Below are 18605 nucleotides of genomic sequence, written 5' to 3'. Positions count from 1 at the left end.
GCCCACCCTTTGAAGGTATGCACCCCGGCCACCGTACAACTGGTGTGTTACTTCGAATTCGCCTGCTCGCCCTCGGCCTGCTGACGCGCGACGGCCGCCTTCACCAGGCCCGCGAACAACGGGTGCGGGCGGGTCGGGCGGGAGCGCAGCTCCGGGTGGGCCTGGGTGGCGACCAGGTACGGGTGGACGTCCCGCGGGTACTCGACGTACTCGACGAGCTTGCCGTCCGGGGAGGTGCCGGAGAACTGGATGCCCGCCTTCTTCTCCAGCTCCGCGCGGTAGGCGTTGTTCACCTCGTAGCGGTGCCGGTGCCGCTCCTCCACGTACTCCTTGCCGTCGTACACCTCGCGCACGATGGAGCCCTCGGCCAGCTTGGCCGGGTACATGCCGAGCCGCATGGTGCCGCCCATGTCGCCCTCGCCTGCGACGATGTCCAGCTGCTCGGCCATGGTCGAGATGACCGGGTGGCCGGTGGCGGAGTCGAACTCGGTGGAGTTGGCGTCCGGGATGTCGGCCAGGTTGCGCGCGGCCTCGATCACGATGCACTGGAGGCCCAGGCAGAGGCCGAGCAGCGGGATCCGGTTCTCGCGGGCGTAGCGGATGGCGCCGACCTTGCCGAGCACACCGCGGTCGCCGAAGCCGCCGGGGATGCAGATGCCGTCGACGTCGGCGAGCTGGGCGGCGGCACCGGCCGGGGTCTTGCAGTCGTCCGACGTGACCCACTTGATCTTCACGCGGGCCCGGTTGGCGAAGCCGCCGGCGCGCAGCGCCTCGGTGACCGAGAGGTAGGCGTCGGGCAGGTCGATGTACTTGCCGACCAGCGCGAGGGTGATCTCGTGGTCGGGGTTGTGGACGCGGTCCAGCAGGTCGTCCCAGGTCCGCCAGTCCACGTCACGGAACGGCAGGTCCAGCTTGCGGACGACATAGGCGTCCAGGCCCTCGCCGTGCACGGTCTTCGGGATGTCGTAGATCGAGCGGGCGTCCGGGCAGGCGACGACCGCGGCCTCGTCCACGTCGCACATCAGCGAGATCTTGCGCTTGATGGCGGTCGGCACCTCGCGGTCGCAGCGCAGCACGATCGCGTCCGGCTGGATGCCGATGTTTCGCAGGGCGGCCACGGAGTGCTGGGTGGGCTTGGTCTTCAGCTCGCCGGAGGGGCCGATGTAGGGCAGGAGCGAGATGTGGACCACGAAGACGTTGTCCCGGCCGACCTCGTGGCGGACCTGGCGGACGGTCTCCAGGAACGGCAGCGACTCGATGTCGCCGACCGTGCCGCCGACCTCCGTGATGACGACGTCCACCTCGTCGGTGGCCATGCGCCGGATGCGGTGCTTGATCTCGTTGGTGATGTGCGGGATGACCTGGACGGTGTCGCCCAGGTACTCGCCGCGCCGCTCCTTGGCGATCACCGTGGAGTAGACCTGACCCGTGGTGACGTTGGCGGAGCCGTCCAGGTCGCGGTCGAGGAAGCGCTCGTAGTGGCCGATGTCCAGGTCGGTCTCGGCGCCGTCGTTGGTGACGAACACCTCACCGTGCTGGAAGGGGTTCATCGTGCCCGGGTCGACGTTCAGGTACGGGTCGAGCTTCTGCATCACGACACGCAGGCCGCGGGCCTTGAGCAGCATGCCCAGGCTGGAGGCGGTCAGCCCCTTGCCGAGCGAGGAGGCGACACCCCCGGTGACGAAGATGTGCTTGGTCGTCGTAGCTGTGCTGTTCCGAAAAGCATGCGGCGGCATGGCCAAGAGGGGGCTCCCGTGGTCGCGATCTGTCGTGCGGTACGGCTGCCGCCCGGTCGGTTCCGGGGTGGTGCCGTCGCTGCGGTTCGGGGGTTTCGTGCCCACCGGTCCACGGGCTACCAGGGTATCAGCGCCGCGGAGAGATGGCTTCCGACCACGTTCCGTACCCAGGTCGGCACGGATGTGGGGTCCTGGTCACCGGGTTTTCACTCGGCGCTCACCCGTTCGGCTCACACGGGTTGCCCGGAGCGGCGCGCAGATCATCTACGTGCGTCGTATCCTGCTCGGACACTCGCTGCCGAGCCCGGCCGGAAAAGACGGCACACCCCCGCCCGTATCTCCCGGAACAACGAGAGCTTGGCAGTTCGTTGAGCTATGACTGTCGTTTTGCCTCAGGGCATGGCGGGCTGCTTTGCTTCACCGCTCAACGACGCACAACAACAACCCCCCTTGACCGCACTAGCGACAGCCCCCCGTATGCCCGGGGGGTGACGTGGCCGTTCGACTGGAGTTGCACGTGGCCGGGCGCATCGAAGACTACGCACTCATCGGAGACATGCAGACCGCTGCCCTGGTCTGCCGGGACGGCACAGTCGACTGGCTGTGCCTGCCCCGCTTCGACTCGCATGCCATCTTCGCCGGTCTGCTCGGCACCGAGGAACACGGCTTCTGGCGGCTCGGCCCGGCGCACGCGGCCGACTCCCAGCCGCCGACCGCGGCCCGCCGCACCTACCGCGGCGACTCGCTGATCCTGGAGTCCGAGTGGGACACCCCGCGCGGCACCGTCCGGGTGACCGACTTCATGCCCCCGCGTGACGGCGCGCCCCAGCTGATCCGCATCGTCGAGGGCGTCACCGGCCGGGTCCCGATGCGCTCGGTGCTGCGGATGCGGTTCTCCTACGGCCGGGTCGTCCCCTGGGTGCACAAGCACGACGGCCGTACGGTCGCCGTCGCGGGCCCCGACTCGGTGTGGTTCGACACCTCCGCGGAGACCTACGGAAAGTCGCTGACCACCTACGCCGACTTCACGGTGGCCCCCGGCGACCGGATCGCGTTCACCATCTCCTGGCAGCCCTCGCACAAGGAGCCGCCGCCGCTGCCCGAGCCCGAGCAGTCGCTGGAGGCGACCGAGGAGTTCTGGCGGGACTGGGTCGAGCACTGTACGTACCACGGCCCCTACCGCGAGGCCGTGATCCGCTCGCTGATCACGCTGAAGGCCCTGACGTACGCCCCGACGGGCGGCATCGTCGCCGCGCCCACCACCTCGCTCCCCGAGGACATCGGCGGCGTCCGGAACTGGGACTACCGCTACACCTGGCTGCGCGACGCGGCGATCACGCTGTCCTCGCTGCTGCGCACCGGCTACCGCGAGGAGGCCCGCGCCTGGCGCGAGTGGCTGCTGCGCGCGGTCGCGGGCGACCCCGAGAACCTCCAGATCATGTACGGCATCGCGGGCGAGCGCGAGCTGGGCGAGGCCGAGCTGGACTGGCTGCCCGGCTACGAGGGCTCGGCGCCGGTCCGGGTCGGCAACGGCGCGGCACACCAGCTCCAGCTGGACGTCTACGGCGAGGTCACCGAGGCCCTGCACCTGGCCCACATGACCGGCCTCGCCCGCAACGACTACGCCTCCCTGCTCCAGCTGAAGCTCATCCGCTACCTGGAGGACCACTGGGACGAGCCCGACGAGGGCATCTGGGAGGTCCGCGGGCCGCGCCGGCACTTCGTGCACTCCAAGGTGATGGCCTGGGTCGCGGTGGACCGCACCATCAAGCTGATCGAGTCCGGGGACGCGGACGGCCCGCTGGAGCGCTGGAAGGAACTGCGCGACGACATCCACCGGGACGTCTGCGAGAAGGGCTACGACAAGGAGCGCAACACCTTCACGCAGTCCTACGGCTCGCAGGAGCTGGACGCGTCGCTGCTGCTCATCCCCCAGATGGGGTTCCTGCCGCCGGACGACAAGCGGGTCATCGGCACCATCGAGGCGATCCAGCGCGAGCTGTCCACCTCCGACGGCTTCATCCTGCGCTACCCGACCTCGGGCGGCGAGGAGGGCGTGGACGGCCTGCCCGGCGACGAGGGCGCCTTCCTGGCCTGTTCGTTCTGGATGGCCGACGACCTCGCGATGATCGGCCGCGTCGACGAGGCCCGCAAGCTCTTCGAGAAGCTCCTCGCCCTGCGCAACGACCTCGGGCTGCTCGCGGAGGAGTGGGATCCGCGGCTGAAGCGGCAGGTGGGCAACTTCCCGCAGGCGTTCAGCCACGTGCCGCTGATCGACACCGCGCTGCGGCTGACGGCCTCCGGGGCGTACGGGGGCTAGCCGCCGGGCGGCGGCCGGGCGCCTTCGGGTACGGAATCCGAAGGTGCCGGGAGGGCGTCCGCCCAGGTAGCGTCCGCTGCATGGACAGCGGGACGGGGAGCGGATTCGACACCCAGGGCGCCGGGATCACCGTGCAGCGGGCACTGGAGCTGCCCGGGCTGCGCAGCGGGCTCCCGGAGATCCTGGCCGGTGCCGACCGGCTGGGGCGGACCGTGCGCTGGGTGCACACCGGCGAGGTGCCGAACATCGCCTCCCTGCTGAAGGGCGGCGAGCTGCTGCTCACCACCGGCTACGGGCTGGGCACCCGCCCCACCGACCAGCGGGCGTTCGTGCGCACCCTCGCCGAGCGGGGCATCGCCGCCCTGGTGGTGGAGCTGGGCCCGCGCTTCTCCCGGCTGCCCGCCACCCTGGTCGACACCGCGCGGTCGACCGGGCTGCCGCTCGTGGTGCTGCACCGCGAGGTGCCCTTCGTGACGGTCACGGAGGAGATCCACACCGAGATCGTCAACCACCACTACACGCTCCTCCAGCGCGCCGAGGAGGTGCACCGCCGCTGCACCGAGGCCCTGCTGAGCGGCGGCGGGGTGCCGCAGGTACTCGTCATCCTGGCCGACTTCTGCGGTAACCCGGTCTTCCTGGAGACCCCCGACGGCCAGCTGCTGTACGCCGCCGGGGCGGGGCCCGAGGGCGCGGACCCGCTCCAGGTGTGGGAGGGGCTGCGCGGCCAGCGGGGCGACGTGCCGCCGCCGGCCGGGGCGGTCCTGGTGGACGTGCCCGGCGGCGGGCCGGGCAACGGCTCGGTGCGCGCCCGGCTGGCCCTGCTCCCCGTGCGCGGCCCGCTCGCCCCCGTCCATCGCATCGCCGCCGAACGCGCCGCGGGCATCCTGGCCGTCGTGCTGATGCAGGCCCGCCAGGAGGAGGAGCTGGCGGCCCGCGGGCGCGGCGACTTCCTGACCGACCTCGCCGAGGGCCGTATCACCGCGGAGGACGCCCCGGCGCAGGCCCGGGTCCTCGGCTTCAAACCCGGCAGCAGTCCGCTGCTGCCGGTGGTCATGCGGGTCGGCGACTCGCTCTCCCCGGGCTCCCCGGGTGGCGGCTGGGCCGTGCTGGCCCGCGCGGTCGGCGAGGAGCTGGCGGCCGTGGGGGTCCCGGTGCTGCTGGGCGTGCGGCCGGTGGAGGGCCGGGTGCCGCTGCTGCTGGGCCTGCGCTCGGAGGCGGAGCGGACGACGGTCGCGGACCGGGTCGCGGCGGCGCTGCGGGCGGGTGTGGAGCGCGCCGGGATGCAGCGCCCCGGGGCCGCTCCGCCGGTCGTGGTGGTCGGCGTGGCCGGCGGCTGGGCGGCGGCCTCGGCGGGGCTGCGGCACGCCGCGGAGACGGCGACGGCCGCCCAGGGGCTCTCCGACCGCCCCTGGTACGACGCCCGCCGCCTCGACATCGACCTGTTGCTGTGGCGGCTGCGCGACCATCCCGACCTCGCGGCCTTCGTGGACCGCGCGATCGGTCCGCTCCGCGACCACGACCACCGTTCCAGGCCGCCGCTGCTGCCCACCCTGGAGACCTATCTCGCGCATGCCGGCCGCAAGGCGGAGACGGCCCGCGAACTCCATCTCAACCGCCAGACCCTCTACAACCGCCTCGCCCGGATCGGGGAGTTGCTGGGCACGGACCTCGACGACCCGCAGGCGGTCCTGGCGTTGAGCCTGGCCCTGCGAGCCCGCCGGCACGTCCCGTAGGCCTCTCAGGGCAGCGGCCGGGGCTGGGTCAACTCGTCGTACACGCTGAGGACTTGGGCCACCGTCTCGTCCTCCGTCGGCCAGCCGGCCGCCTGCCGGGCGCCCTTCTCCCGCAGTTCCGCGCAGCGGCCGGGGTCGCCGAGCAGCCGTACGACGGCGGCGGCCAGGGCCGGCGCGTTGCCGGAGGGGACGAGTTCGGCCGCGTCGCCGACCAGGTCGGGGACGCCTCCGACGGCCGTCGCGACCAGGGGTACGCGCGCGTGCAGGGCCTCCTGGGCGAGGACCGAGCGGGACTCCCAACGGCTGGGCAGCAGCGCGAGATCGGCGGCGGCGAGCAGTTCGGTGACGTCGTCGCGGCGGCCGATGAGCCGGACGGGCAGCTCCTCGTCCTCGATCCGCCGCTGCAACTCGGTGCGCAGCGGGCCCTCCCCCGCGATGACGAGCAGCGGTACCGGATCGAGCCGGCGCCAGGCGTGGGCCGCGTCCAGCAGCACGTCGTATCCGCGGTGCCGGTCGAGAGAGCCGACGGCCATGAGCAACGGCCGCCCCATGGAACCGAGTTCGGCGCGCACCTTGGACCGCAGCCCCTCCCCGTCGTCCTGGTCCACGGGCGGCCGCGGGCCGGGCAGCGCCACGGCGGCGAGCCGGGCGTCCCGGGCACCGGTCCGGCGCGCCCGGTCCACCAGGTCGGACGTGGTCCCGAGGACCACCGCCGCGGTCCGCACCACCCGCCGCTCCAGCATCCGCAGCAGATGCGCGCGGGCGCCCTCGGCGTGCGCCCGGTTGTGCCAGGTGACGACGAGCGGGGTGGTACGGCCGCTCAGCGCCAGCACCGCGCGGAAGGAGGCGTGCAGGCCGTGGGCGTGCACCAGGTCGGCGTCCGCGCAGGCCGCACGGAGCGCGGCGACCGACCCCGGGTCGCTGCTGCGCGGCACGTGCACGTGGTCGGCGCCGGCGCCGGAGAAGTCGTAGGCACGATCGGCCTCGGCGGGGGCGCACACCGTGACCCGCACACCCCGCGCGACGAGGCCGGCGGCCAGCGAACGCACATGTGCGCTGCTGCCGGCGTTGCCGCCGCCCAGCACCTGCACGGTGCGCAGGGGCGACAGGCCGTGCGGTGCGTTGCTGCTCAGGGGGCTCACGCGGCCGGGCTCCTGGTTCGGCGTGGGGCGGTCACGAGGGAACGTACAGAAGGTATCGGGCCGAGGACATCGCCGCGCGCGCCTCCCCCGGACACCGCGTCCTCGTCAAGGATGCCAGCAGACAAGGGTGTTCCGCGTACGCCGGGACGGCACATACCGAGGCGGGCCGGGGCAATGCGCCGGAGCGTGTCACCCGGGAGAGTGACGAAAAGGCCGCGGCGGAGGAGCCGCGGCCGAGGGTGGGCCAAGAGGACGGGGAGGCCCGGCGGGCCGGGGCGCGGAGTCGGACGGCGGGTCCTGTCCCGCCGGCCGTCCCGCGCTCCGTCAGCGGTCCGCGCGGGCCGTCGCCAGCAGTTCCTCCGCGTGCGCCCGGGCCGTCTCCGAGTCCTCCTGGCCGGCCAGCATCCGGGACAGCTCCCGGACCCGTTCCTCGCCCTCCAGGACCTTCACGCCGGACCGGGTGACCGTGCCGTCGTTGGTCTTCTCGACCAGCAACTGCCGGTCGGCGAAGGCGGCCACCTGAGGAAGGTGGGTGACCACGACCACCTGCGCGGACTTCGCGAGCTTCGCCAGCCGTCGCCCGATCTCGACCGCCGCCTTGCCGCCCACCCCCGCGTCGACCTCGTCGAAGAGGTACGTCGGGACCGGGTCGGTGCCGGCGAAGACGACCTCCACCGCGAGCATCACGCGGGACAGCTCACCGCCGGAGGCGCCCTTGGCGATCGGGCGGGGCGGGGCGCCGGGGTGCGGGGCGAGGAGCAGTTCGACCTCGTCGGCGCCCGCCGGGCCGTAGGCCACCGTTCGGCCGCCGACCTCGACGCCCTCCGGGTCCTCGGTCTGCCGGATCGCGAAGGAAACCCGCGCGTGCGGCATCGCGAGCGAGCCCAGCTCGGCGGTGACGGCGGCGGCGAACCGCTCGGCGGCCTCCGCCCGCGCGTCGGTCAGCGCCTGGGCGAGCCCGCCCAGTTCGACCCGGAGCGCGTCCCGCTCGGCGGTGAGCTCGTCGATCCGCTCGTCGTCGCCGTCGAGTTCGGTGAGCCGTGCGGCGCCCTGCTCGGCCCAGGCCAGCACCGCGCCGATGTCCGCCCCGTACTTCCGGGTCAGCGCGGTGAGCGCGGCCCGCCGCTCCTCCACGGCCGCGAGCCGCAGCGGATCGGCGTCCAGGTCGTCGGCGTAGCCGGCCAGCTCCCCGGCCACGTCGCCCAGCAGGATCCCGATCTCGCCGATCCGGTCGGCGAGCGCGGCCAGCGCCGGGTCGTGGGACCGGACGGCCTCCAGGGCCCGGTGGGCGCCCGCGACGAGGGTGGCCGCGTCGATGCCCTCGGGGTCCTCGGGGTTGCCCGCGAGCGCGGAGTGCGCGGCGGTCGCGGCCGACGACAGCGCCTCGGCGTGGCCGAGCCGTTCGGCCTCCTCGGCGAGCTCGACGTCCTCGCCGGCCCGCGGTTCGACGCCCGCGATCTCGTCGAGCCCGAAGCGCAGCAGGTCGGCTTCCTGGGCCCGTTCACGCGCGCGGGTGACGATCTCCTCCAGCTCCACCGCCACGGCCCGCAGCCGCCGGTAGGCCTCGCCGTACTTGGCGAGCGGTACGGCGACGCCGTCGCCCGCGTACCGGTCGAGGGCCTGGCGCTGCCGGGACAGCTTCAGCAGGCCCTGCTGGTCGGTCTGCCCGTGCACGGCCACCAGGTCGTCGGCGAGCTCCGCGAGCAGCCCCACGGGCACGCTCCGCCCGCCCAGGTGCGCCCGGGAGCGCCCCTCCGCGGAAACGGTACGGCTGATCAGCAGCGCCCCGTCGTCCAGCTCGGCACCGGCCTCCTCGGCCCGCACGCCCGCGGAGGCGCCCGGAGGCACGGTGACCCGCCCCTCGACGACCGCCTTCTCGGACCCGATCCGTACGAGCGCGGGGTCCGCCCGCCCGCCGAGGAGCAGCCCGAGGCTGGTGACCACCATGGTCTTGCCCGCACCGGTCTCACCGGTGACGGCGGTGAACCCGGGCGACAGCTCGACGACGGCGTCGTCGATGACTCCGAGGGACCGTATCCGCATCTCTTCCAGCACGGAGAAGACCTTACGAGGTACGACACGAGAAGCGCGAGGCACCCTGTCACCCGGCCGAGTGGAGAAGCGCCTCGAAGGGGCGCGCGGAACTGCGCGACAAGCCCTGGATCACCCGCACTCGCCGACGCTCCCCGCCGCCCCCTTCGAATCGCTAGTTCGGCGCTCCCCGCCGCCCCCTTCGAATCGCTAGTTCGGCGCCCCCCGCCATCCGGAAACGGGCAGCGCGAACTTCGCCACCAGCCGGTCCGTGAACGAAGCGTGATGCAGCCGCGCCAGTCGCACCGGCACCGCCCCCCGCCGCACCTCCACCCGGGCCCCCGGCGGCAACTCGACGGTCCGGCGCCCGTCACACCACAACACGCCCGGCTGAATGTGCGGCAGCACCTCCACCGCCAGCACCGAGTCCGGCGACGTCACCAGCGGCTTCGCGAACAGCGCATGCGCGCTGATCGGCACCATCAGCAGCGCCTCCACCTCCGGCCACACCACCGGCCCGCCCGCGGAGAACGCGTACGCCGTGGACCCGGTCGGCGTCGACAGCACGATCCCGTCGCAGCCGAACCCCGTCACCGGCCGCCCGTCGATCTCCAGCACCACTTCGAGGAGCTTCTCGGCGCCCGCCTTCTGCACGGCCGCCTCGTTCAGCGCCCAGTCCGTGTGCACGATGTCCCCGTTGCGGTGCACGACGACGTCGACGGTCATCCGCTCCTCGACCTCGTACGCCCGGCTCACCACCCGGTCGACGACCTTGTCCAGGTCGTCCCGCTCGGCCTCCGCGAGGAACCCGACGCTGCCGAGGTTGACGCCGAGCATCGGCACCCCGGAGGCGCGCGCGAACTCGGCACCGCGCAGCAGCGTCCCGTCACCGCCGAGCACGATCAGCAGCTCGCAGCCGTCCAGGCTGTGCGGCGAGGCCTCCTCGACGAGTTCGACCTCGTCGGGCAGCGGCAGGTCCGCGGCCTCGAAGTCCAGGACCCGTACGCCGACCCCGGCCGCCAGCAGCCCCTTGACCACGAGTTCGGCGCTGCGGATCGCAGCGGGCCGCCCGGTGTGGGCGAGGAGGAAAACAGTACGAGCTCGGTTCTGTGTCAACGCGGCCCCTCCGCCACTGCACGGTCAACATCGGCCGGATCCAACTGGGGTGCGCCGGCCCGCAGCCACAGAAAGTACTCGACGTTGCCGGACGGCCCGGGCAGCGGACTCGCGGTGACACCGTTCACCCCTAGCCCCAGCTCCCACGCCTTCTCGGCAACCCCCCGCACGGCCTCCGAGCGCAGCTGCGGACTCCGTACGACTCCCCCGCTGCCCAGTCGTTCCTTGCCCACCTCGAACTGCGGCTTGACCATCATCACCAGGTCGGCGTCCGGCTTCACACACCGCGCCAGGGCCGGCAGCACCAGCCCGAGCGGGATGAAGGACAGATCACCCACGACAAGATCCACAGGCTCCCCATCGATCGCTTCAAGCGTCAACTCGCGTACGTTCGTACGGTCCTTGACGGTGACGCGTTCATCGCTCCGCAAAGACCACGCGAGTTGGCCGTACCCGACGTCGACGGCGACGACGTGCGCGGCCCCCGCCCGCAGCAGCACATCGGTGAACCCGCCGGTCGACGCGCCGGCGTCCAGCGCCCGCCGCCCGGCCACCACGAGCCCCCGCGGCACGAACGCCTCCAGCGCGCCCGCGAGCTTGTGCCCGCCCCTGGACACGTACTCGGGATCACCGTCGTCGCTCTGCACGACGATCGCCGCGGCGGTCTCCACCTGCGTGGCCGGCTTGGTCGCGACGGTCTTGCCGACGGAGACCCGCCCGGCGGCGATCAGCTGGCTGGCGTGCTCGCGCGAGCGCGCCAGCTTCCGCCGGACCAGCTCCGCGTCCAGACGGCGACGTGCGACTCCTGCCACGGTGGGTTCAGCTCCTGCTCTGGTGGTACGACGGTGCGGGCACCGGGGGCCCCGGAGGTCCCGGGCGGGTGTCGAGCGCGGTGAGCGCGTCGCGCAGGCCCCGGTGTACATCCTCGTACACCTCCAGATGCCCGTCCGTGGCGAGGTGGTCGGCGTCGGCCAGCCGGTCGAGCCGGGCGTCGACCTCGGCGTCGCCGGTGGGGGTGCGGGGCACGTCGATCGGGGCGGGGGCGGCGGGGTCGTACTCGGGTTCGACCGGTACCGCGACCGGATCCGGTTCCGCCGCCTCCGCCGCCTGGCCCTCGGGCACAGAGTCGGTCATGCCCCGACGCTACCTCGAACCGCTGGGGTACCGTCGATCGCGATGGCCACGATCGAGGAGTGCCGCGCCGCACTCGACAAGCTCTCGCACAACATGGGTGGCGCCGAGGGCGACGTCCGGGCGGCCGCAGCCATGGACCGCACGGTCAGCTGCCATGTCACCGACCTGGACGTCACCTTCGCGGGCCGGCTCACCGGCGGCCGGATCGACGTCGAGGACACGTTCCCCGGACCACCGCGGGAGAAGGCGCAGATAAGACTCGCCATGGCCGGTGACGACCTGGTCGCCCTGGTCGACGGCGAGCTGAACTTCGCCGGGGCCTGGGGTTCGGGCCGGGTGAGGCTGGAGGCGAACCTGCTGGACCTGTTCCGGCTCAGGAAGCTGCTGTGACCCTCGTCCTCCGCGCGGCGGGCACCACCAGCGGGGTGCCCGTCTCCGGGTCCTCGATGATCTGACAGCGCAGCCCGAACACCTCCCGCACCAGCTCGGCGGTGACGATGTCGTTCGGCGCGCCCTCGGCGATCACCCGGCCGCCCCGGAGCGCGATCAGGTGGGTGGCGTACCGGGCCGCGTGGTTGAGGTCGTGCAGCACGGCGACCAGTGTCCGCCCCTGCTCCTCGTGGAGTTCCGCGCACAGGTCGAGGACGTCGATCTGGTGCTGGATGTCCAGATAGGTGGTCGGCTCGTCGAGGAGCAGCAGCGGGGTCTGCTGGGCCAGCGCCATGGCGATCCAGACGCGCTGGCGCTGCCCCCCGGAGAGCTCGTCGACGTACCGGTCGGCGAGTTCGGCGACCCCGGTCCGCTCCATCGACTCCTGGACGACCCGTTCGTCCTCGGCGGACCACTGGCGCAGCAGCCCCTGGTGCGGGTAGCGGCCCCGGCCGACCAGGTCGCCGACGGTGATGCCGTCGGGCGCGACGGACGACTGCGGGAGCAGGCCGAGGGTACGGGCGACCTTCTTCGCGGGCATCGACTGGATGACCTGCCCGTCGAGCAGCACCCGGCCCTGACTCGGCCTGAGCATCCGGGACAGGGCACGCAGCAGCGTCGACTTGCCGCATGCGTTGGGGCCGACGATCACCGTGAAGGAGTGGTCGGGGATCTCCACCGACAGCTCCTCGGCGATGACACGCTGGTCGTAGGCGAGCGTGACGTTCTCGGCGGACAGACGGTTCACAGTGCTCCTCGGGTTGTTCGTCTCGCCGGTGGGGATCGCGCTCATATCCGGCCCGCCTTCCGCTCGGTGACCAGCAGCCACAGCAGGTAGACCCCGCCGAGGACGCCGGTGACCACGCCCACGGGCAACTGGTCGGCGCCGAAGGCGCGCTGGGAGGCCCAGTCGGCGGTGACGAGCAGGGCGGCACCCATGCAGAGGGAGGCCACCAGGTTGGGGCCGGGCGAGCGGGTCAGGCGGCGGGCGAGCTGCGGCGCGGTGAGCGCCACGAAGCTGACGGGACCGGCGGCGGCGGTGGCGGCCGCGGTCAGCAGCACGGCCGACACCATCAGCAGCAGCCGCACCCGCTCCACCCGCACTCCGAGCGCGTACGCCACGTCGTCGCCCATCTCCGTCATCCGCAGGGCCCGGGCGTTGGCCAGGACCAGCGGGACGAGGACGGCGCACAGCGCGAGCAGCGGCCAGACCTGGCTCCAGTCCCGGCCGTTGAGGGAACCGGTCATCCAGACGACCGCGCGGGTGGCGTCGACCAGGTCGGCCTTGGTGAGCAGGTAGCCGTTGACCGCCGTGACGATCGCGGAGACCCCGATGCCGACCAGGACCAGACGGTAGCCGTGCACGCCCTGCTTCCAGGCCAGCAGATAGATGCCGGCGCCGGTCAGCAGTCCGCCGGTCAGCGCGCCGACGGTGACCTGGGCGGCGCCGCCGGACATCAGCACGATCACGACGAGCGCGCCGGACGTGGCGCCCTGGGAGAGGCCCAGGACGTCCGGGCTGCCCAGCGGGTTGCGGGAGACCGACTGGAACAGCGCGCCGCCGAGGCCCAGCGAGGCACCGACCAGCAGGCCCACCAGGACCCGGGGCAGCCGCAGTTCGTTGACGATGAAGTCCTGTCCCGCGGTGCCGTTGCCGGCCAGCGTCCTCAGCACGTCACCGAAGGAGATCGGGAAGTCGCCGGTGCCGATCAGCACGACACTCGCGGCGGCCGCGGCCAGCAGCAGCGCCACCACGACGACCAGCGCGCGGACATCCGCCCGCAGCGAGAGCCCGCCGGGAGTGCGCAGGGTACGCGTGTTCCTCACAGCTGGGCCGTCCTCCGCCGTCGTACGAGAAGAATGAAGACCGGCCCGCCGATGATCGCGGTGACGATGCCGACCTGGAGCTCCGAAGGACGGGCGACGATCCTGCCGACGACGTCGGCGCCGAGCAGCAGCACGGGCGACAGAACCGTCGCGTACGGCAGGATCCAGCGCAGGTCGGGGCCGGTGAAGGAGCGCACCACGTGCGGGACCATCAGGCCGACGAAGACGATCGGACCGCAGGCCGCGGTGGCCGCGCCGGACAGCACGGTGGCGGCGAGCATGGCGAGGGCCCGGGTGCGGCCCAGGTGCGCGCCGAGGGCGCGGGCGGTGTCGTCGCCCATCGCCACCGCGTTCAGCGGCCGGGCCAGACCGAGGGCGAGCAGGGTGCCGGCCGCCAGGAACGGCAGCACCTGCGCGATCGTCGCGTCGCTCGCCGAGGCCAGTGAACCCACCGTCCAGAAACGCAGCTTGTTGAGCGCCGCGCCGTCCGTGATCATCACGGCCTGGAGATAGCCGTAGAGGGCCGCGCTGATCGCCGTACCGGCGAGTGCGAGCCGTACCGGGGTGGCGCCCCGGCTGCCGCCCAGGAACCACACGAGGGCACCCACCAGGGCCGCGCCCGCGAACGCGAACCACACATAGCCGTTCAGCGAGGTGACGCCGAAGAAGGTGATGGCGGTGACCACGGCCGCCGACGCGCCCGCGTTGATGCCGAGCAGCCCCGGGTCGGCGAGCGGGTTGCGGGTGAGCGCCTGGAGCACCGCGCCGGACAGGCCCAGAGCGGCACCGGCCAGCAGACCGAGAACGGTCCGCGACAGACGCTCGTCTACGACCACGTCCCCGTACGTGCCCGTGTTGTGGAACAGGCCGTGCCAGACCTGGTCCAACGGCAGCTGTTTCGCCCCGATCGCGATGCTCGCCAGGGCGACGAGCAGCAGGATCACGACGGAGCCGAGGAGGCCGAGGGCCCGTATCGCCCGGCGGGTCGGGGGCGCGGGGGCGGTCTCCGCGCGCTGTTCGGGGGGACTGTCGACCAACACGAGGTTAGGTTAGCCTACCCTCGCATTCGGCTTCGAGACCGGCCCCGCACTCAGCACCGGCCCAGCGCCCGGCCGTTCCGAGTCAGGGCCGTACCCCGCCGCTCAGAGTCCGGGGCGCGCCAGTGCCGTTCAGAGTCCGGGGCGCGCCCCCGGCGTTCAGAGTCCGAGCCGCGCCCCGCCGTTCAGAGTCCGGGGCGCGCTCCCGCCGTTCAGAGTCCGAGCCGCGCCAGTGCCTTGCCTCCGTCCAGCCCGCACGAGCCGTCCCCGGCCGTCGTCCAGGCCGCCGCGCACAATGCCCGCAGCCCGTCCAGGGCATCGCCGTCGCCCGTCAGCTCCAGTTCCTCCGCTCCGGCCGTGGCGGTCCACCCCCCGCACCGGAATCCGTCGCGCGCCGCGCTCACCTCCGGCTGCCCGGTGAGCAGCCCCCGCAGATCGGCGTCCACGTACGTCGGCCGGTGCTGCGGCGGCGCGGCGAGCAGCTGCGGCCCGTCGGTGACACCGGTCAGCACCAGCAGCGAGTCGACCCCGCCGTTGAACGCGCCCTCGATGTCCGTGTCCAGCCGGTCCCCGACCACCAACGGCCGCTTCGCGCCCGTCCGCAGGATGGTCTCCCGGTGCATCGGCGGCAGCGGCTTGCCCGCCACCTGCGGTTCGGCGCCCGTCGCGATCCGGACGACCTCCACTGCCGCGCCGTTGCCCGGCGCGATCCCCCGCCCGCTGGGGATCGTCAGATCGGTGTTGGAGGCGAACCACGGCACCCCGCGCGCCACCGCGTACGACGCCTCCGCGAACCGCCCCCACGGCAGGTCCGGACCGCCGAATCCCTGCACGACCGCCGCCGGATCGTCGTCGGCGGACTCCACCGGCTCCAGCCCGCGCTCCCGCAGCGCGACCCGCAGCCCCTCGCCGCCGATCACCAGCACCCGCGCCCCCGCCGGCACCTGCTCGCTGATCAGCCGCGCGACCGCCTGCGCCGAGGTGATGACGTCATCGGCCCCCGTGGGGATCCCCAGCTCCGTGAGATGCGCGGCCACCGCGTCCGGCGTGCGCAGCGCGTTGTTGGTGACGTACGCCAGATGCATGCCGCCCGACCGGGCCACCTCCAGCGACTCGACGGCGTGCGCGATGGCACTGCCGCCCGCGTACACCACCCCGTCAAGATCGAGCAACGCCGTGTCGTACGCCGTGCTCAGAGCCTTTCCGCTGCCCTCGGGACCAGTCCTGACGCCCTGGCTCATGCCCCATCGCTCCTTGTCACTCTCGGTCGACCCGCCTTTCACCGTCGATCATCCCGCACGCCACTGACACACGTACGATGCCGGGATGAACACAGCAGGTCACTCGGAAGCAACGGAGCGCCGAGGCCTGGAACTCACCGCGTTCCGAGGCCTCCGCTACGACCCCGACCGGGTCGGCAGCCTGGCGGCCGTCACCTCCCCGCCCTACGACGTCGTCGTACGCCCCGACGGAGTGCACCATCTCCAGTCCGCGGACCCGCACAACATCGTCCGCCTCATCCTCCCCCAGGCCGGTACCCCGAGCGCCCGTACCGAACAGGCGGCGGACACCCTGATCCGCTGGCAGGCCGAGGGCGTCCTCGCCACGGACCCCGAACCCGGACTCTACGTCTACGAGCAGCGCGACGACGACGGCATGCTCCAGCGTGGGGTCATCGGCGCCCTGCGGGTCTCGGAGCCCTCGGAGGGCGTGGTGCTGCCGCACGAGGAGGTCATGCCCCCGGTCGTCGCGGACCGCGCGGCCCTGATGCGCGCCACCTCCGCGAACCTCGAACCCCTCCTGCTGACCTACCGGGGCAACGGCACGACCGCGGAGGTCGTCGAGACGGTCGCCGACCGCCCCCCGCTCCTCGCCACCACCACGGAGGACGGCTTCCACCACCGCCTGTGGTCGATCACCGACCCCGCCGAGGTGGCCCGCGTCCAGTCGGACCTGGCCCACCACCAGGCACTGATCGCCGACGGTCACCATCGCTGGGCCACCTATCTGCGTCTACGCGCGGAGCACGCCTCCCCCAGCCCCTGGGACTACGGCCTGGTCCTCCTCGTGGACACCGCCCGCTATCCGCTGCGCGTCCGTGCCATCCACCGTCTGCTGCACGGCCTGCCGGTCGCGGACGCACTCACGGCCGTCGAGGGCCACTTCCGGGTACGACGGCTCGACGTCCCGCTGCCGAAGGCCCTGGAGGCCCTCGCGGACGCGGCCTGCGCCGGCAACGCGTTCCTGCTGGCCGGTGACGGCACGTTCCACCTGCTCGACCGTCCCGACCCGGACCTGCTGGCCCGCACGATCCCGGCCGACCGGCCGACCGCCTGGCGCACCCTGGACGCCACCGTCCTGCACACCACGCTCCTCGAACACGTCTGGCACATCCCCGAGGACTCGCCCGCGCACATCGCCTACATCCACGACACGGCGGCGACGGTCGCCAAGGCCGAACGGGACGGCGGCACGGCCGTCCTCATGCACCCGGTCCGCGAGGACGTCGTCCGCGACCTGGCCCTCCAGGGCGTGACGATGCCCCGCAAATCGACGTCCTTCGGCCCGAAGCCGGCATCGGGACTGGTGCTGCGGGCTCTCGACGTCTGAAAGCCCACGGCACGCGGAAGGGGCAGGCTCCGGATCGGAGCCTGCCCCTGTTGTCGTCTCCCGCCGTCGTGGCGGGCGCCGAGATCAGTCGCGCTCGGTGCCCGCACCGTTCTCGTCGGACGCGTCGGCGGCCGTCTCCTTGGCGGGGCCCCCGACTTCAGCCCCGTCGTCGGCCACGGTCACGCCGGCCTCGTCGTCGGCGACGGTCACGTCTGCCTCGTCCTCGGCCACGTCGACCGCGTCGACGGCCGCGTCGTCCGCGTCGACGGCCGCGTCGTCCTCTACGTCGGCCTCGATCTCGTCGTCGGCGTCGAGGGCGTCGAGGAACTCGACCCCGTCCAGCTCGGCCAGCCGGTCGGAGGCGTCCGTGCTGCCGTCCCGGTCGGACTCGACGGCCTTGGCGAACCACTCCCGTGCCTCGTCGACCCGGCCGGCGGCCAGCAGGGCGTCGGCGTAGGCGTACCGCAGCCGGGCGGTCCACGGCTGGACCGAGCTGGACGCCAGCTCGGGGCTTTGCAGCGTCACGATCGCCGCGTCCAGCTGACCCATGTCACGCCGCGCGCCGGCCGCGACGAGCCGCATCTCGACCTGTCCGGCCTTGTCGAGCTTGTGCACCTCGGGGGCGCCGGCCATGTCCAGCGCCTTCTCCGGCCGGCCGAGCCCACGCTCGCAGTCGGCCATGACGGGCCACAGGTCCACGTTGCCGGTCATGCGGCGCGCCGCCCGGAACTCGGCGAGGGCCTCGGAGTACTTCTGGTTCGCGTAGGCGGCGAAACCGGCGGCCTCGCGCACGGCGGCGACACGGGACGCCAGCCGCAGAGCCACCCTGGAGTAGCCGTAGGCGCCCTCGGGGTCCTCGTCGATGAGCCGCGCGACCATCACCAGGTTCCTGGCGACGTCGTCCGCGAGCGTCTTGGGCAGGCTCAGCAGTTCCTGCCGTACGTCCTTGTCGATCTCGTCGCCGGTGACGTCCTCCGGGATCGGCAGCCGCTTGATCGGCTCGCGGTCCCGGTCACGGTCACGGTCCCGGTCGTCGCGGCCGCGGAAGCCGCCCCGGTTGTCGTCGCGCCGGCCGTAGCCGCCGCCTCCGCGGTGGTCGTCACGGCGGTCGTCCCTGCGGTAGCCACCGCCGCGGTTGTCGTCACGGCGCGGGTAGCCACCGCCACCACGGCTGTCGTCCCGACGAGGGCCGCGGCTCCGGTCGTCACGTCCGCGGTCGTCACGTCCGCGGTCGTCACGGCGGTCATCTCGACGGTCGTCGCGTCGGTCGTCCCTGCGGAAGCCGCCACCGCGGTTGTCGTCACGGCGCGGGTAGCCGCCGCCGGAGCGGTTGTCGTCACGGCGCGGGTAGCCACCGCCACCACGGTTGTCGTCACGGCGGTCGTCGCGACGGCCGTACCCACCGCGGTCGTCGCGGTCGTCGCGGCGGAAGGCAGGACGGTCACCGCGGTCGTCGCGACGGTCGTCACGGCGGTCATCGCGCCGGTCGT

General features: G+C 73.0%; 15 protein-coding genes. 4 read left to right on the top strand and 11 right to left on the bottom strand.

From position 1 onward, the window contains the following. Positions 1-47: 47 nt before the first annotated feature. Entirely contained in the window at positions 48-1736 is a 1689-nt protein-coding gene (locus AAW13_RS17160) for a CTP synthase (RefSeq protein WP_046729016.1), read from the bottom strand. A 517-nt stretch (positions 1737-2253) separates the two neighbouring features. On the opposite strand from AAW13_RS17160, the gene AAW13_RS17155 reads away from it, so the two are divergent. Next, positions 2254-4056 carry a glycoside hydrolase family 15 protein gene (locus AAW13_RS17155; protein WP_046729017.1) on the top strand — a complete coding sequence of 601 codons (1803 nt, stop codon included), beginning with the start codon at positions 2254-2256 and terminating at the stop codon, positions 4054-4056. 80 nt (positions 4057-4136) lie between these two features. Beyond that, positions 4137-5789: a PucR family transcriptional regulator gene (locus AAW13_RS17150; protein ID WP_046729018.1), complete on the top strand. Its 1653-nt coding sequence runs from the start codon at positions 4137-4139 to the stop codon at positions 5787-5789. A 5-nt stretch (positions 5790-5794) separates the two neighbouring features. Here AAW13_RS17150 and AAW13_RS17145 read toward each other — a convergent pair whose 3' ends face one another. The 5 genes from AAW13_RS17145 to AAW13_RS17125 all read right to left on the bottom strand — a co-directional run bounded on the left by AAW13_RS17145 (position 5795) and on the right by AAW13_RS17125 (position 11212). Beyond that, the gene (locus AAW13_RS17145) at positions 5795-6931 is read right to left on the bottom strand and encodes a glycosyltransferase family 4 protein (protein ID WP_046729019.1); all 1137 of its coding nucleotides are present in this window, start codon (positions 6929-6931) and stop codon (positions 5795-5797) included. A gap of 324 nt (positions 6932-7255) precedes the next feature. After that, positions 7256-8974: a DNA repair protein RecN gene (gene recN, locus AAW13_RS17140; protein WP_046729032.1), complete on the bottom strand. Its 1719-nt coding sequence runs from the start codon at positions 8972-8974 to the stop codon at positions 7256-7258. A gap of 198 nt (positions 8975-9172) precedes the next feature. Next, positions 9173-10078 carry an NAD kinase gene (locus tag AAW13_RS17135; protein ID WP_046729020.1) on the bottom strand — a complete coding sequence of 302 codons (906 nt, stop codon included), beginning with the start codon at positions 10076-10078 and terminating at the stop codon, positions 9173-9175. After that, the gene (locus AAW13_RS17130) at positions 10075-10890 is read right to left on the bottom strand and encodes a TlyA family RNA methyltransferase (protein ID WP_046729021.1); all 816 of its coding nucleotides are present in this window, start codon (positions 10888-10890) and stop codon (positions 10075-10077) included. The genes AAW13_RS17135 and AAW13_RS17130 overlap by 4 nt, the downstream gene beginning before the upstream one ends. Positions 10891-10897: 7 nt before the next feature. After that, positions 10898-11212: a hypothetical protein gene (locus tag AAW13_RS17125; RefSeq protein WP_046729022.1), complete on the bottom strand. Its 315-nt coding sequence runs from the start codon at positions 11210-11212 to the stop codon at positions 10898-10900. Positions 11213-11254: 42 nt separating this feature from the next. Between AAW13_RS17125 and AAW13_RS17120 the strand changes: the two genes are divergently transcribed. After that, positions 11255-11602 carry an SCP2 sterol-binding domain-containing protein gene (locus tag AAW13_RS17120; protein WP_046729023.1) on the top strand — a complete coding sequence of 116 codons (348 nt, stop codon included), beginning with the start codon at positions 11255-11257 and terminating at the stop codon, positions 11600-11602. Here AAW13_RS17120 and AAW13_RS17115 read toward each other — a convergent pair. The 4 genes from AAW13_RS17115 to AAW13_RS17100 all read right to left on the bottom strand — a co-directional run bounded on the left by AAW13_RS17115 (position 11586) and on the right by AAW13_RS17100 (position 15746). After that, entirely contained in the window at positions 11586-12434 is an 849-nt protein-coding gene (locus tag AAW13_RS17115; RefSeq protein ID WP_063777056.1) for an ABC transporter ATP-binding protein, read from the bottom strand. The two genes, AAW13_RS17120 and AAW13_RS17115, sit on opposite strands and share 17 nt — an antisense overlap. Then, a complete protein-coding gene (locus AAW13_RS17110) occupies positions 12431-13468 on the bottom strand; it encodes a FecCD family ABC transporter permease (protein ID WP_046729024.1) in 1038 nt (345 codons plus the stop codon). Before AAW13_RS17110 ends, AAW13_RS17115 begins: the two co-directional genes overlap by 4 nt. After that, entirely contained in the window at positions 13465-14508 is a 1044-nt protein-coding gene (locus AAW13_RS17105) for a FecCD family ABC transporter permease (RefSeq protein ID WP_046729025.1), read from the bottom strand. Before AAW13_RS17105 ends, AAW13_RS17110 begins: the two co-directional genes overlap by 4 nt. Before the next feature lie 209 nt (positions 14509-14717). Continuing rightward, entirely contained in the window at positions 14718-15746 is a 1029-nt protein-coding gene (locus tag AAW13_RS17100; RefSeq protein WP_046729026.1) for an HAD-IIA family hydrolase, read from the bottom strand. Positions 15747-15831: 85 nt separating this feature from the next. On the opposite strand from AAW13_RS17100, the gene AAW13_RS17095 reads away from it, so the two are divergent. After that, a complete protein-coding gene (locus tag AAW13_RS17095; protein WP_046729027.1) occupies positions 15832-17115 on the top strand; it encodes a DUF1015 domain-containing protein in 1284 nt (427 codons plus the stop codon). 84 nt (positions 17116-17199) lie between these two features. On the opposite strand, the gene AAW13_RS46780 is transcribed toward AAW13_RS17095, so the two are convergent. Next, positions 17200-18111, bottom strand: a complete 912-nt coding sequence (locus tag AAW13_RS46780) for a tetratricopeptide repeat protein (RefSeq protein ID WP_420855473.1) — start codon at positions 18109-18111, stop codon at positions 17200-17202. Positions 18112-18605: the final 494 nt, after the last annotated feature.

The organism is Streptomyces humi (assembly GCF_001005085.2).
GTDB classification, from domain to species: domain Bacteria; phylum Actinomycetota; class Actinomycetes; order Streptomycetales; family Streptomycetaceae; genus Streptomyces; species Streptomyces humi.
The sequence above is the reverse complement of the archived record's forward strand: the minus strand, read 5'-3'. Positions and strand labels throughout refer to the sequence as shown.